The 15,441-nt window shown below is 35.1% G+C and carries 15 protein-coding genes; 8 read left to right on the forward strand and 7 right to left on the reverse strand.

Annotated features, from left to right (window positions below; all coding sequences use genetic code 11):
• The first annotated feature begins 117 nt into the window (after nucleotides 1-117).
• From EG344_RS15705 to EG344_RS15730, 6 genes are all read left to right on the forward strand, one after another.
• The gene (locus EG344_RS15705; protein WP_123910218.1) at nucleotides 118-2,046 is read left to right on the forward strand and encodes an ABC-F family ATP-binding cassette domain-containing protein; all 1,929 of its coding nucleotides are present in this window, start codon (nucleotides 118-120) and stop codon (nucleotides 2,044-2,046) included.
• A gap of 144 nt (nucleotides 2,047-2,190) precedes the next feature.
• Entirely contained in the window at nucleotides 2,191-2,544 is a 354-nt protein-coding gene (locus EG344_RS15710; protein ID WP_123910219.1) for a hypothetical protein, read from the forward strand.
• 292 nt (nucleotides 2,545-2,836) lie between these two features.
• Nucleotides 2,837-5,221 (forward strand): TonB-dependent receptor, encoded by a 2,385-nt coding sequence (locus tag EG344_RS15715; RefSeq protein WP_123910220.1) that lies wholly within the window; start codon nucleotides 2,837-2,839, stop codon nucleotides 5,219-5,221.
• A 55-nt stretch (nucleotides 5,222-5,276) separates the two neighbouring features.
• Entirely contained in the window at nucleotides 5,277-5,849 is a 573-nt protein-coding gene (locus EG344_RS15720; protein ID WP_123910221.1) for a hypothetical protein, read from the forward strand.
• Nucleotides 5,850-5,985: 136 nt separating this feature from the next.
• Complete coding sequence (locus EG344_RS15725) at nucleotides 5,986-7,320, forward strand: trigger factor (RefSeq protein WP_123910222.1); 1,335 nt, start codon at nucleotides 5,986-5,988, stop codon at nucleotides 7,318-7,320.
• Between the two features lie 196 nt (nucleotides 7,321-7,516).
• Nucleotides 7,517-8,203 carry a hypothetical protein gene (locus EG344_RS15730; protein WP_123910223.1) on the forward strand — a complete coding sequence of 229 codons (687 nt, stop codon included), beginning with the start codon at nucleotides 7,517-7,519 and terminating at the stop codon, nucleotides 8,201-8,203.
• 159 nt (nucleotides 8,204-8,362) lie between these two features.
• On the opposite strand, the gene EG344_RS15735 is transcribed toward EG344_RS15730, so the two are convergent.
• Together EG344_RS15735 and EG344_RS15740 are read right to left on the reverse strand one after the other, a co-directional pair.
• Nucleotides 8,363-8,947: a DUF3109 family protein gene (locus EG344_RS15735; protein ID WP_123910224.1), complete on the reverse strand. Its 585-nt coding sequence runs from the start codon at nucleotides 8,945-8,947 to the stop codon at nucleotides 8,363-8,365.
• 6 nt (nucleotides 8,948-8,953) lie between these two features.
• The gene (locus tag EG344_RS15740) at nucleotides 8,954-9,859 is read right to left on the reverse strand and encodes a DUF6427 family protein (RefSeq protein WP_123910225.1); all 906 of its coding nucleotides are present in this window, start codon (nucleotides 9,857-9,859) and stop codon (nucleotides 8,954-8,956) included.
• A gap of 42 nt (nucleotides 9,860-9,901) precedes the next feature.
• Here EG344_RS15740 and EG344_RS15745 point away from each other — a divergent pair, with 42 nt between their 5' ends.
• Nucleotides 9,902-10,135: a DUF6341 family protein gene (locus EG344_RS15745; RefSeq protein WP_123910226.1), complete on the forward strand. Its 234-nt coding sequence runs from the start codon at nucleotides 9,902-9,904 to the stop codon at nucleotides 10,133-10,135.
• 79 nt (nucleotides 10,136-10,214) lie between these two features.
• On the opposite strand, the gene EG344_RS15750 is transcribed toward EG344_RS15745, so the two are convergent.
• From EG344_RS15750 to EG344_RS15770, 5 genes are all read right to left on the reverse strand, one after another.
• Nucleotides 10,215-10,661, reverse strand: coding sequence for a universal stress protein (locus tag EG344_RS15750; protein WP_123910227.1), 447 nt, complete (start codon nucleotides 10,659-10,661; stop codon nucleotides 10,215-10,217).
• 59 nt (nucleotides 10,662-10,720) lie between these two features.
• Nucleotides 10,721-11,326, reverse strand: a complete 606-nt coding sequence (locus tag EG344_RS15755) for a fumarylacetoacetate hydrolase family protein (protein ID WP_123910228.1) — start codon at nucleotides 11,324-11,326, stop codon at nucleotides 10,721-10,723.
• Between the two features lie 80 nt (nucleotides 11,327-11,406).
• On the reverse strand, nucleotides 11,407-11,808 hold the full coding sequence (locus EG344_RS15760; protein WP_123910229.1) for a DUF2007 domain-containing protein: 402 nt from the start codon (nucleotides 11,806-11,808) through the stop codon (nucleotides 11,407-11,409).
• A gap of 6 nt (nucleotides 11,809-11,814) precedes the next feature.
• Nucleotides 11,815-12,579 (reverse strand): 3'-5' exonuclease, encoded by a 765-nt coding sequence (locus EG344_RS15765; protein WP_123910230.1) that lies wholly within the window; start codon nucleotides 12,577-12,579, stop codon nucleotides 11,815-11,817.
• Nucleotides 12,580-12,638: 59 nt separating this feature from the next.
• A complete protein-coding gene (locus tag EG344_RS15770; protein WP_123910231.1) occupies nucleotides 12,639-13,352 on the reverse strand; it encodes a CDP-alcohol phosphatidyltransferase family protein in 714 nt (237 codons plus the stop codon).
• A gap of 89 nt (nucleotides 13,353-13,441) precedes the next feature.
• Between EG344_RS15770 and EG344_RS15775 the strand changes: the two genes are divergently transcribed.
• Nucleotides 13,442-15,370: an LTA synthase family protein gene (locus tag EG344_RS15775; RefSeq protein WP_123910232.1), complete on the forward strand. Its 1,929-nt coding sequence runs from the start codon at nucleotides 13,442-13,444 to the stop codon at nucleotides 15,368-15,370.
• The last annotated feature ends 71 nt before the right edge of the window (nucleotides 15,371-15,441 follow it).

Below are 15,441 nucleotides of genomic sequence, written 5' to 3' on the forward strand. Positions count from 1 at the left end.
AATTGACGGATAAAAAACCAGCCAAAATGGTCAGTTTTTTTATTTCTGGGCTATTCATTTCTTTTTCCGTATTTTTGCACCCGAAAATTCATTATTCATTACTAATTATCAATTAAAATGCTTTCGGTTCAAAGTTTAGGATTACATCATTCAGGAAATTATTTATTTCAAAACGTAAATTTCACCATTAAAAAGGATGATAAAGTAGGGCTCGTAGGAAAAAATGGGGCAGGAAAATCTACTTTATTGAAAATGCTGTCCGGAGAAATTAACTTCTACGAAGGAGAAGTGGTTAAAGAAGGAAGCATTACCATTGGTTTCCTGAAGCAGGATCTTGATTTCGTGAAAGGAAGAACCGTTTGGGCTGAAACGATGCAGGCTTTTGAGCAAATTAATGCATGGAAAAATGAGCTCGAAGAGGTTAATCACCAAATGACAATCAGAACCGATTACGAAAGTGATTCCTATGCGGATTTGATTAATAAAATGACCGAACTGAATGACCTTTTAATGAACCATGATGCCTACAATCTGGAAGGCGATATGGAAAAAGTATTGTTTGGTTTAGGATTTAAAGCTGATGATTTTCAAAAAATTACTGATGAATTTTCAGGAGGGTGGAGAATGAGAATCGAATTGGCAAAACTGCTTCTTCAAAAGAATGACATTATGCTTCTCGATGAGCCTACCAACCACCTGGATATGGAATCTATTATCTGGCTGGAAAACTTCTTAAAAGATTATCCTGGAGCCATTGTTCTTGTAAGTCACGATAAACAGTTCATGACTGCTGTTTGTAACCGTACTTTTGATATCAATAATAAGAAGGTTGATGACTATAAAGCCAATTATACCAAATATCTTGTTATGCGCGAAGACCGCCGTGAAAAACTGATTCAGGCTAAAAAGAATCAGGATGCGGAAATCAAGCAGATGGAAGATAACATTAATAAGTTCCGTGCAAGTGCTACCAAAGCTTCTTTTGCACAATCCCTTATTAAGAAATTAGACAAAATTGAGCGTATTGAAGTGGATAATGAAGACGTTTCAAAATTCAATATCCGTTTCGTACAGTCTATGGTTCCAGGGAAAGTGATCTTTGAAGCAGAAAATCTTGGGAAAGCTTATGGTCAGAAACAGATTTTTGACGACGTAGATTTTATTGTTCAAAGAGGAGACAGAATTGCACTTCTAGGACAGAATGGACAGGGAAAAACAACCCTGGCTAAAATCTTAGCTGGAGACATCAAAGATTATTCAGGTGCCTGGAATCTTGGACATAATGTAAATATCGGGTATTTTGCCCAAAATCAGGAAGAGGTTTTAACACCTAATAAAACGGTTCTTGAAGAAGCGGAAGATGCTGCTACAGAAGAAACCAGACCAAGAGTAAGAGACCTATTAGGATCTTTCCTGTTCCAGGGAGATGCTGTTAGCAAGAAAACGAAAGTACTTTCCGGAGGGGAGAGAAACCGTCTGGCACTTTGTAAACTGTTACTTCGTCCTTTCAATACATTGATTATGGATGAACCTACCAACCATTTGGATATTCAGTCTAAGGAGATCATTAAGTTGGCATTACAGAATTTTGAAGGGACATTGATCGTAATCTCTCACGACAGAGAATTCCTGCAGGGACTTTGTGATAAAATTTATGAATTCCGTGACGGGAAGATGAAAGAATTCCTTGGAGACATCAATGAATATCTTGAGTACAGACAAAAAGAAACCATCAGAGAGATTTCCGCAGAAAAGGCGAAACTTCATAGTGATGTGAAGGAAGAACCTAAGAAAGTAGAAGAAAAACCTGTTGTTAGCAATAGTCAGGGATCTAATATTGTCAGTAAGGAACAAAAAAATATTCAGAATAAAATTAAGAAAGTAGAAGAGAAAATTTCCGAACTTGAAGCTAAAGTAGAAGAAATGGAAGCTTCTTTCGCTAAAGAAAATCCTTCCGATGAAACTTTAGAAAACTACAATAAAGCTAAAGAAGAGCTGGATAATGCTCTACAGGAATGGGAATACTTAGGAACCCAACTTGATTAATTAATCATATAAAAGCTTCATAATTTACTTTATGAAGCTTTTTTTTGTAACAAAATATAGTTTTCTACTTATCAATAGTGAACTGTAAAAGTAATTTAATAGAAGTTGTAGCTGAAAATTAAATTATTTTCATAATTTTGAACCATGATTAAAGAAAGCAGAAACTTAAAAGTATTTATCTCCAGGCTATTGTTTGGGGTGTACTTCATCGCGCTGCTTTCTCAGAGCTTTCACCACCACGAATCGGTAGATTATTTTAAGGCATTTAACTTTAAAAAAGTCGAAAATTCTGTGACGAAAGCCGTTACTAAAGAGAAAGCGGGTGACTGTCTGGCCTGCCACTTTTTGGTGACCGGACACACATTAGCTCCTGAAGAATTTAGCTTTAGCTTTGAGCATTATACGCACGAAGTAAAGCAAATTATTGCTATTCAGGAAAAAATCTGGTCTCAGACCAAATTTACCTTTCAACTTCGGGGACCGCCCACAATTTCCTAAACAATACATTCTTATTGGGTTTATAGCTCTGTTTTCTAGAGTTTTATGTTCAAGATTTGAAGTTTAATGTCTAAAGTAGTTGAAAAAGCAACTGCTGGTTTTGCGTAAGTAGTAATACTAATTAAAATTACTCAGTTACTTACTTTTACTATATTTAACTTCACGATTGTCATTATTAATAATACATTTTACATGCATATCACGCATTGTATTATGAATCCAAGCCCATTCAATAAATTTTAACGAAAAATGTACCTATTATTAAAAGGGTACGCAATCAATCTATTTTACAATGAAATTGATATATTGCCTGTTGTTGATCTTTTGTGGATCAGCATTTACGAGTGCACAGAAAACGTATACTGTACAAGGAACGGTTCAGGATTTTCATGATAAAACCATGTTGGAAAATGCAGTGGTGAAAATTGGGAATCTTACAGCCAAAACAAATAAAAAAGGAGTGTTCTCCTTTGATAAAGTCCCTGCAGGGAAGTATACACTCATTGCAAAACATCCTGATTGCAATGATTATACTGAAAATATAGGAGTTGATCAGGATGTACATCTGGTCATTACACTGGAGCATCACAGTAATGATATTGAAACCATTACCATACATGGAAATCATAAAAATAATGGTTCATTGGTAATCAAGACACTTAGTAAATCGGATATAGAGAAAAACTCTACAGATAATCTTGGAAACTTGTTATCTAAAATCTCAGGGGTAACTGCTCTGAAAACTGGAAATAATATTTCAAAGCCGGTTATTCATGGTCTTTATGGAAGTCGTATCAGCATTTTAAATAATGGAGTACGATTGGCAGAGCAGGAATGGGGAGTAGAACATGCTCCCAATGTTGATATTAATAATTTTCAGCATATTGATGTGATCAAAGGAGCCTCTGCCCTGAAGTATGGTAGTGATGCCATAGGGGGAGTAGTAGTACTGGAACCAGAAGTTTTTCCTAAAAAAGATACTCTTAAAGGTTCAATAGGACTTACGGGAATTTCCAACGGAAGAGGGCTGGGACTTGATGTAGATGTTGCCAGAATATGGAAGAATGGTTGGGCCATAAAATCCGGGGGAAGCATCAAAAAATTAGGAGATCAGAGCGCTCCGGATTATAATTTGAAAAATACAGGAATGGATTTTTCATCATTTAATTTTACCGTTCAGAATAATACTTTTGAAAGGGGAATTTCTTTCGACTATTATTTGACCAATCAAAATATTGGGATTTTAAGAGATTCACATGTCTCTACAACCGGGGATTATGATAGAGCAATGAATGCAAACCCTCCAGTGTATTCTGGTAAGTTCAGTTATGATATTGATAATCCAAGACAGGTCGTTGAACATCATATTGCCAAAGTTTCGGCTTTCAAAAGATTTGAAAATATCGGAAAACTGTCGGCTACATACAGTTATCAGTATAATCACAGACAGGAATATGATATCAGAAGAGGTGAATTGAAAGATACACCGGCTCTTGATTTGGAACTGATGACCCACCAGTTTAATATCAATGATCTGATAGAAAGAGGAAAATGGTCATTAGAAACAGGGATTGATGCCGGTTTTCAGAATAATTATTCAGACCCGGCGACAAAGGCAAGACGTCTGATCCCGAATTATGATAAATATTCTGCAGGAGCTTATTCTGTTTTCAAATACAAAATTTCTTCTGAATTTAATTTTGAGGCAGGAGCAAGATATGACTTCACCCGTTATGATGTGACCAAATGGTACGATAAAAGTGACTGGGAGAAATCCTATGCAGATACTTATCCCCAATTTTATGTAAAAACAGATCAAAACAGAGTTTTGACACGTCCTCAACTTAATTATAATAATGTTTCCTTCAATGCAGGGTTGGAATATCGTCCTAATGCAAATTTTGATGTGAAATTTAATTATGCAAAAGTAGGGCGGGCTCCAAATGTAGCGGAATTATTTTCAGATGGTCTGCATCACTCAGCTGGAGTGATCGAAACTGGAGATATGGGGCTAAAAAATGAGCAGGGACATCAGTTTAACTTGAATATAGACTCAAAGTTTAATATTCTGAAAGGCTTGAATGTTTCTGTAAATCCTTATTTCTTCATCACAAAAAATTTCATTAATGAAGTTCCGGTAGGTATAAAAGGGACAATCAGAGGAGTGTTCCCAGAATGGGTATACCAGCAGATTGATGCGAAAATGTATGGGGTGGATTTGGATGTTAACTGGAAACTGACAGATGATTTGACTTATGTAGGGAGAGGAAGCTATGTCTATGGACAGGATGATACGAACAACGAACCGTTGATTCTAATGATGCCACCAAACTTTTCCAATGCATTGCAGTTTAAAAAACAAGAATGGAATAATTTTTATTTCACCGTTGAAAATCAAACATTCCTAAAACAAACCAGATTCCCGATTCGAAATGTGCCGTTGGAACTTTATGTAAATGGAGAACTGGTGGATAAAATGCTTGATATCAGTACACCGCCAAGTGGATATTCACTATGGAATATTCAAACAGGAATCAATATCAGCAAAAACTTTTCGGCAGGACTTATTGTAAACAATCTTTTCAATACTTCTTACAGGGAGTACCTGAATCGTTTGAGATTCTTTGCAGATGAACCGGGAAGAAACTTTATTTTAAACTTTAGGTACAAATTCTAAAGATTTTTTTTAAAACTATTCAATCAAAATTTTACAAATTTTAAATTTATTAACAATGAACAAACAATTCAATACTAAAAATATAATCAAATTATTAGCTGTCTTATTTATTACTGTTACTACGGTTATTTCTTGCCAGAGAAATGGTTCTGCGGAAGAAGATGACCTTCCTCAGGAAGAGCTTACAAACATCGTACTGTTGGTGACTGAAGATGGAACTACAAATACAATTCCATATGACTACAGTATCGGAGCCGGAGGAATACCTACTATACCTCTTAAAGATGGAAAGAGCTATACTGTTGAAGCAAAATTCAGAAATGGAAGTGAAGATGCTACGAAGGAAATTATTGATGCTAAAAATGAGCACTTTCTTATTTTTGATTTTCCAAAGTCTGATATTACAGTAGAAAGATTGGATGGAAGTGATTTAAGAAATGATGGAAAAAGAGTAGGACTAAGAACAAAATGGACTGTTACAAAAGCAGTGAATGGGGATGCACCATTCCTAAAATTAACACTTATTCACTCTCCACAAAGTGTAAATGACGCTAAATCAGGAACTGCCTGGGGAAGCGTAACAGGAGGGGAAACTGATGCCGAAGCTAAATATAACTTAAGCAATTAAGGATAATTAATCTTGTTTATACCGCCGAAAATCTCGGCGGTTTTTTATTTAACAATATTTGGCTGTATTAGTTGATTTTAAATGAGTGATTCTAATAAAAAATTCATATTTTTGCAACCTAAAATTTTAATCAATAATGAAGGTTACCGCACAAAACCATGATGATGTAAGTGCATTACTTACTGTAACATTGGAGAAATCTGACTACAAAGAAAAAGTAGAAAAGCAATTGATTAATTATGCTAAAAATGCGCAAGTTCCTGGATTCAGAAAAGGGAAAGTGCCTTTGAGTATGGTTAAAAAACAATATGAAGCAGGAATTGCATTTGAAGAAATCAACAGACAGGTTTCTGATGCTTTGAACAGCTATGTTAACGAAAACAAGTTAAGATTAGTTGGTCAGCCTATTCCTCAGCCAGTAAACGAATTAGATTACAACGCTGATCAGGTAACAGTTGCTTTCGAAGTAGGATATGAGCCTGCATTCACTATAGATTTAGCTAAATATGAAGCACCTCACTACAAAGTAGAAGCTTCTGAAAAAGAAATCAGCAAGAGTATTGAAAATATGCAGAAGCGTTTCGCTGAGCAGGTTCCTCAAGATAAAATCACTAAAGATTCTTACATCGCTTTAGAAGTTTCTCAAGTTGTGGAAGAAGATGCTGAAGGAGAGCACCACCACCACCCAAAGAACGTTACCATTACAGGTGAAAACAAAGAAGCTTTCAAATTAGTAAAAGCTTTGAAAATGGATGGATCTGTAAAAGTAACTAAAGAAACTCTTGCAGGTGATGAAGAATTAGCTAAAGAATTAGGATTCGGAAAAGAAGAAGTAGAACACTTACACCACAATGAAATTGAAGTGAAAGTAAAAGACTTCTATTCATTAAACTTAGCTGAACTTAATCAGGAGTTATTCGACAAAGTATACGGAGAAGGAAACATTACATCTGAAGACGAGCTTAAAGATAAAGTTAAGACTGAATTAGATGAGTATTTCCAACAAAATGCTGATGTTCACTTTGTGAATAAAGTATTAGAGCAAGTTACTGAAAAAGAAGAAGTATCTCTTCCTGAAACTTTCTTAGTAAAATGGTTAATGTTCTCTAACCAGAACATCCAGTCTGAAGATCAGGCTAAAGAAATCCTTGAAGCTGAGAAAAACCAATTGAGATACCAGATCATCGAAGGTAAATTGATGACTGATAACGAAATCAACCTTGACTATGCTGATGTATTGGCACAAGCTGAGCAATTAGTGAAAAACCAATTGGCTATCTACGGAATCCACCACTTAGGTGATGAGGAGATCCAAAAATATGCTGTTGAAATGTTGAAAGATCAGGAGCAAGTAAGACAAATCTCTTCTGAAGTAGCTATGGCTAAATTAAAAGATGTAATTCTTGAAAAAGCGAGCAAAAAAGAAACTAAAATTTCTCACGACGAATTTTTAGAAGAGCTTAAAAAATAATTATACTCAGATATAAATATTTCAAAACCGCCAATTTTTGGCGGTTTTTTTACTTCTATTCCTTTCTGAATTTTCTCTGAATCTTCTCAGTATCATTTATTCATCATCACTTACTACCTATTGTTTATTACTCATTACTCATATTTAGCCATGTCCGCCAATATTCATATATTTACCCTTTAAACTTATTATATATATGAAAAAGATCATCATTCCATTTTTCTGTGCCGTACTTTTCTCCGTTCCGGCAACAGCTCAGAAGAAAGATGCCGCTTCTGTAAAAACGGAGGCTGCCAAATCAACCTTAACAGCTAAAGAAGTATTAGATAATTACTTTAAGGCATTGGGAGGAAAAGAAAAATTAGAAGGCGTAAAAACGCTTTATATGGAAAATACCATGTCTGCTCAAGGAATGGAAATTAACATGACTACCAAAAAAATGGGTAACAAATTCAAGTCTGTACAGTCGCTTATGGGGCAGCAGATGGTTCAGTTTTTCGATGGTGAAAAAGGATATTTTGATCAGATGGGAAACAAAACCGCAATCCCTGCAGACAAAGTTGCTGAACTGAAAAAAGCAAAACCGGTGGATGCTCTAGCTTTTGACGGAGCTGCTTTTCAAAATGTTGCTGTAGAAAAACTAGATGGTAAAGACTACAATGTGTTATCTTCAGATAAAGGAAAATTTTATTTTGATGCTGCTACAGGACTTTTATATAAGACAATTGCCGGAGAAGGAAATGTAACGATAAAAAGTTATATGGCTGTAGACGGGCTACAATTTCCTGCAGATGTAGAAGCAGAAGGGGCAGGTCAGAAAGTGAATATTAAAACCACTAAGATTACAGTTAATTCCGGAGTAACGGATGCTGATTTTAAATAGGTAAAAGTAAGAAGCCAGAGGCTGGAAGCCGGAAGTTATTGAGAGCAATTATTAATTTTAGTGTTAATAATCTCCATTATCCGTCACGCAGTTTTCATTCTTTACATATAAAAAAGCCGGAAATTAATAATTCCGGCTTTTTTATGTAAAGAAGATTATCTATGAACCATATTCTTTCTTCCATTCATCAGCAGCTCCGCTCAGAACGGAGTAAAATTCTTCACCGTACTTTCTGATCAATGGGGTTTTCAGGAATTTATAAACAGGAACCTGAAGCTCTTTTCCAAGCGTACAGGCATCGCTGCATACATTCCATTCATGATAATTTAAAGCCGTAAATGCAGAATATTCTGTAATACGGATAGGGTATAGATGACATGAAATAGGTTTTTGCCAGTCTACAGCACCGTCTTCATATGCTTTTTCAATACCACATTTTGTAATTCCTTTATCATCAAAAGTTACATAAGCACATTCACGGTTTTCTACCATGGGAGTAACATACATTCCGTCGTGTGGATCAGTAGTCCACGTACCTTGCTCCTCAAGAGCTTTAATGCCCTCCTGAGTAAGATAAGGTTTGATTTTGTCAAAAATACCGTCCAGTATTTCAAGCTCATTTTTGTCCAGTGGAGCTCCAACATCACCTTCTACACAACATGCTCCCTTACATTTGGTAAGGTTGCACACAAATTCTTCGGAAAAGATTTCCTCAGAAATCAATTTATCGTCTATCTGAATCATAATTTTTTAAAATAAATCAAAATACGTACCTGCTTTAAAGGTAAGTAAACTCAAAATAATAAGCCATAAGCTGGCCTCCTGCATCCAATATTTGGGTAAGAATCTCATCATTCTGCTTAGAATAATACTTGACGGAAATGCCAGAAGCAGCAAATATTCGTAGCTTTTATTCATATATAAAATGATGGTAACAAGCTGAGCTAATGAAAAGACCAGCAGAAAAGTATATTTGTATCTGCTTATCGGGCTTTTCTTATTATAATTTTGAAAATGGTCATATACGGCATAAATAAGCATCAATGCCACAGGAATTAAAGGGAGTAATTCTGTATAATCTGTCACCGGTTTCATCTTTCCAAACGGAAAATAATCAATATTCCATGTAGTGAACTGAACGAAATACATGACAGAAAAATAACTGAATGTAATCAGAATAACCCCTAAAAGGAATCTGAACAGGTTTAGCCCTACTTTGGCAGAGGTAGCCACCACATGAATAATTACAAAAACAGCCATCGGCCAGGTGGTTGGAAGGAAAATAAAGTTTAATGCTACGATGGCACCTACCAATACATATGACTTCTTCCTTATATCTTCATCTGCGCTGGTTAAAAGTAAGATCAGAAAGGAATTGGTTAATAATGAAACCGCAATTCCTATGTCTAGATTACCCGGATACAGCCCAAAAATAAAAAACGTATATAAGAATAATGGAAGATGCGTCTGATAATTAAGAGCAATGCTGTGAAAACAAAAATATCCCAAAGCAATTCCCAGAAAAGTAATTCCGGCAATAATTGCTTCGTAAGTATTGAAATTCAGTATGTTAAATATTACGACTACTAAAAGAAGACAACCAATATAAACAGGAATTGAAAAAATATTGCTTTCTTTTGAAAGTAATTTAAACATTTTTTATAAATTTGTACAAAGTTAATTTAAAAAAGGAAAATAATGACGTCTTTCTTTCTATTCTTAAGCAAAGTTTTCAAATCGAGTTTCGGGTTCTTTGATGCTTTTGGAAATGTTTTAAACTGGATTCTATTTATAGTTTGCTGTGTATTATTTACTTACTGGTGCTACGTGCTGGTAGTAACATTAGGTGGTGATAAAGATAAAGATTATTATTCTCCAACAGAGGGTAAGCACCCTTACTACGATCCGAATATCTATAAAAAAGAAGGTTAATTAATTGGTTATATAGTAAAAAACCGATCAAATAATTTATTTGATCGGTTTTTTTATTACTAACGATTAAAATTTTTTCTTACTTAGTCGTGTCGTGGATAGGAAGTACTAAAACAGGAACAGTTGAGCTTTTTGTCAGTCCTTTGGTAAGACTTCCTACAAAGACATCATAAATTCCGCTTCTCCCATGTGATCCCATCACAATATAATCTGCATTTTTTGCTTTGGCGTGTTCCAGGATGATATCTTTTGCCAATCCTTGTTTTAAAAGATGTTCACAATCGATATCATGGGCGATGATTCTTTGCTCAATTTTATTAAGCTGAACCAATTCTTCCCTGATTTCATTCGCTTCCACTTCCGGAAAATATTGAAATCCCATATCACCAATGGCAAAGCCGATATCTGATGGTGCAACATGGATCAGGTAAATTCTACCATTAAGTTGTTTTGCAAATTTTATGGCACCTTCCACCAGTTGGTCTGTTTTGTCCCCAAAATCTACGGGTAATACAATATTTATCATAACCTTTCATTTTGTTACCTAAAGATATGAAAAATTTATCAGACTTTTATATTAAATACTTATAATATTCGGATATCAAGGATTTTTTCATCTTGCAGATAAGCTTCCAGAATATCATTTTCATCTACTTTTCCAACTCCTTTTGGGGTACCGGTAAAAATAAGATCTCCCACTCTTAGAGTGAAATACTGAGAGGCAAAAGAAATGATATCATCAATATTGAATAACATATCTTTTGTATTACCATCCTGAACCTTATCTTTATTTTTTAATAACGAAAAAGAAAGGTTATTAAGGTTAAAATTCTCCTTTTTAAAGAAGCTTCCTACCACAGCAGAACCATCAAAACCTTTAGCAAGCTCCCATGGTAATCCTTTTGATTTCAATTCACTCTGAAGATCTCTGGCTGTAAAATCAATTCCTAAGCTAAGCTCTTCGTAATGCTTGTGGGCGGTTTCCTTCTGAATGTATTTTCCACCTTTTGATACCTTTACCACTACTTCAAGTTCATAATGGATATCATTGGAGAATTCCGGAATATAAAAATCATTTCCTTTTAAAACCGCTGTATCCGGCTTCATGAAAATAACAGGGTTCTCAGGAACTTCATTTCCTAATTCTTTAGCGTGCTCGCTGTAGTTTCTTCCTATACAAATGATCTTCATAATTCTTTATTTATTTTGGACTGCATGGTTATGAGGAACGAGGCAATCTTCTGATTAATGTAAATATTTTATTGGAGTATTTATTCATGGGTAAATTCATTCCCACAATAGTAACATACAAATTTATGGCTTGTCAGAAATGAAATTCCAAAGAAACTGGTAGCCCTGTCATCCCTGTAAATATGATTAGAACCACATTTAGGACAAACAAAATCAAACTCCGGGTTTTCAATAGTATGTTCTACTTCCAATGAGTATTGTTCATTGTCTTTATAATCCTGTAGAATCTGACCTGCTTTTTCCAGATCTTCTTCAAAAACCTGAAGCTGAATGCCACCTACAGCCTGAGACAGCAGCCAATCCGATTGAATAAGCTGTTCATTGGCAATGAAACTATTAATTCCGTTTTCAGCCAGAATCTGTTTGTCCCTATTTGCTTCAAGGGCAGTTTCATAAAATTTAAAACGAACCAGACCAGACATATTTATTTAAAATCTACTTGATAGTTGAATTTTGGTGAATACTTTTTTGGTATACAGTGGGAAATCTGCGTTCTGAAGCCATGCAAAGTATCCAAGATCTTTCTGGAACACAGCTTTTACTCCCTGTCCTTTATATTTTCCAAAGTTGAACACCTCTTCCTGCTTATCATTATATCCGATAAATCCGGCAAGGTCTGCATTTTTATTATGGAAAGTAAACTCGCTTAATGGAGCAATTTCATTCGGAATGTCATCATATTTTCCTACCTGAGCATCCAGAACTTCAAAAGTAGCCATTACATCCGCTTCTGCTGAGTGTGCATTTTCCAGTGTTTTTCCACAGTAAAACTGATACGCAGCGCCTAAATTTCTAGGTTCTTTTTTATGGAAAATAGTCTGTGCATCTACCAATCTGAATTTGCTAAGGTCAAAATCCATACCCACTCTTAGCAGCTCTTCAGCTAGAAGAGGGACGTCAAATCTGTTAGAATTAAAACCTCCCAGATCAGTGCCGGCAATCATCTCCATTACTTTAGAAGCGATTTCCCTGAAGGTAGGTGAATCTTTCACATCCTCATCATAAATTCCGTGAATTTCACTGCTTTCTTTAGGAATTGGCATTTCCGGATTCACACGCCATGTTTTGCTTTCTCTGGAGGCATCCGGATTTACTTTTAAGATACAAATTTCAACAATTTTATCTTTTCCGATGTTGGTTCCTGTCGTTTCCAGGTCAAAAATGCAAAGGGGTTTATGGAGTTTTAAGTTCATGTCTATAATTAATAATTTGAAAATGTGTTAATGTTAAAAATCAGAGTCCTTTCTGATTTCTATTTTAATTGTCTTTGAAAAATAAGTGATACCAATATATAATAGATGACCAGCATCGGAATTCCCACAATCTTGAAGATGGAAAGAATAGCAATCCCGCCAATCAATAATACTACTTTTGGATAGTTATCTTTTAACGCCTTGGATTTAAATTTCATTGCCATCATTTTGATCGGGCTGATAAGAAGCCATGACGTAAGGAATACAAGGATGATAAGCAGTAATGCATTTTCAAAAAGGAAGCTAAAATTTCCGGTTTCCTTAAAAGCATAGTACAAACCAAATAAAAGAACGGTATTGGTTGGCGTATTTAATCCTTTAAAATAATATCTCTGTTCCTCATCAAGATTGAAGATTGCAAGTCTTAAGCAGGAGAAAACAGTTACTACCAAACCAATATACTTAATTTCAAAAGGGAAATGAAGTCCAAGAAGCTCAGTTCCGAATGGCTCAAGGGCTTTATACAAAGTAACCCCGGGGATAACTCCAAAACTCACCATATCTGCAAGAGAATCGAGCTGAAGCCCCAGATTAGAGTTTGATTTTAAGGCTCTGGCTACAAAACCGTCAAAAAAATCGAAAATAGAGGAGAGGACAAGGCATATTGCCGTTGTTTGATAGTCTCCCAAAATAAGATGTATTACACCCACGCATCCAGCAAATAGATTAGCCAGGGTTAAGGCATTAGCCAGATTATTCTTTATAAAACTCATAAGTACAAAATTACAGTTTTTAAAAATTCTAACTCAAAATAATATGTACTAAAAAACGCAATAAAGTGATTTTGATGTAAATTTGCCACATGAAATTTTTAAAAGGATTTAGAAAACAGGAAGTTCTGGCATTGCTTTACAGGATTTTTTTAGCCTATGCTTTTTATCAGATTGCAAGACTTTTATTCTGGTATTTTAATAAAGATCTGATTAAAGTAGACTCTGTTTCAGAGTATCTTAAACTGGCTTATCATGGTGCTGCTTTCGATACCACTGCTATATTGTACGTCAATGCGCTATTTATATTATTAAGTCTTCTTCCATTGGTCATTAATACCAAAAAAGGGTTTCAGAAAGTCCTTTTCTGGATTTATTTTCTGACGAACGGATTGGCGTATAGTATGAATTTCGGAGATTTTATTTATTATAAGTTCTCCCAATCAAGGCTTACTTCAGCAGTATTTCAGGTAGCAGAGCATGAATCCAATGTTTCCCAGACGCTCATGATTTCTGTTGGTCAGCATCCTTTTGTGCTGATTTGGTTTATTGTTTTAATGGGATTATGGGTTTTCCTGTATAAAAAAGTAAAAGTTGATGAAGCAAAACCGGCTCAATTACTCCCTTATTTTTTATCTTCCATCGTTACTTTGTGTATTACAGCAGTCTTGGTAGTAGGAGGGATCAGAGGAGATTTCAAACACAGTACGAGGCCGATCAATATGGTGGATGCCACTCGTTTTGTAGCCAATCCATTACAGGGTAATTTGGTTCTCAATAGTACATTCTCATTCTTCAGAACTTTAAATACCAATAATTTTAAGGAAGTTCATTTTGTAGATCAAAAGTATATTGAAGAGAATGTACAGCCTCTTAAAATATATGATAGAAAGGTAGAAAACCGTCCCAATATTGTAATTTTTATAGTAGAATCTTTTGGGAGAGAGTATTCAGGAGCATTTAATAAAGATAAAAATATTAAAGATTACGTTTCGTACACTCCTTTTATGGATAGTCTGGCGACTCAGAGTCTTATTTTTCCAAATACTTTTGCTAACGGAAGGCAGTCTATTCATGGAATGAGCAGTGTATTGGCAGGAATTCCGAGTCTTACTGACGCTTTTACAGGTTCTCCATACTCCAATCAGAAAATTCAGTCTATTGTTTCTGTCTGTAATGATCTGGGCTATGATACCTCTTTCTACCACGGAGCTCCAAATGGCTCTATGGGATTCCTTGGATTTGGTAATATCTTAGGGTTTAAACATTATTTTGGGAAAACAGAATACAATCATGATGAGGATTTTGATGGAATGTGGGCCATCTGGGATGAACCCTTCCTTCAGTATTTTGCTAAGAATGTAGGAAAAAAACAACCTTTTATGACTACCGTTTTTACGGCGTCTTCTCACCATCCATTCAAAATTCCTGAGAAGTATCAAGGGAAATTTAAAAAAGGAAAAATAGAAATGCACGAGCCGATACAGTATACGGATTATGCAATAAAAAAATATTTTGAAACGGCTAAAAAGCAACCTTGGTTTCATAATACGATTTTTGTTTTCACAGGAGATCATACCAATCAGATTTACTATCCGGAATATGAAAAAGCGATGAACCGTTTTGCCGTTCCATTGGTATTATATTCCCCCAATCCAGCATATCAGCTTAAAGGAGAAAACCCTGAAATAGCTCAGCAAATAGATATTTATCCTACACTTGCAGACCTGATTGGGTATAATAAACCTATCAGAAGCTGGGGGAGAAGTTTGGTAAGTGATAAGAAATACCCAAGTATTATGGTCAATTCGGATGGAAATAATGAACAGTTTATGATTGGAAATTATATCTATCGTTTTGATGGCAAGGAAATTGTCGGAGTATATAATAAATCTGATCTTGCTCTTGAGAAGAACCTGATTAACCAGTTAAAAACACCTGAAGTAGAACAGGGAAAACAGACTGCAAAAGCATGGTATCAGGATTATATGGATAGAGTGATTAATAGAAAGCTGAATTAATAAATCTAATTATTTGCTCTTTTATGCTTTGTATAATAAAAGTTTTTGTTCGTTAAGAATTAATTTATATT

Source organism: Chryseobacterium sp. G0162 (genome assembly GCF_003815715.1).
Lineage (GTDB): Bacteria > Bacteroidota > Bacteroidia > Flavobacteriales > Weeksellaceae > Chryseobacterium.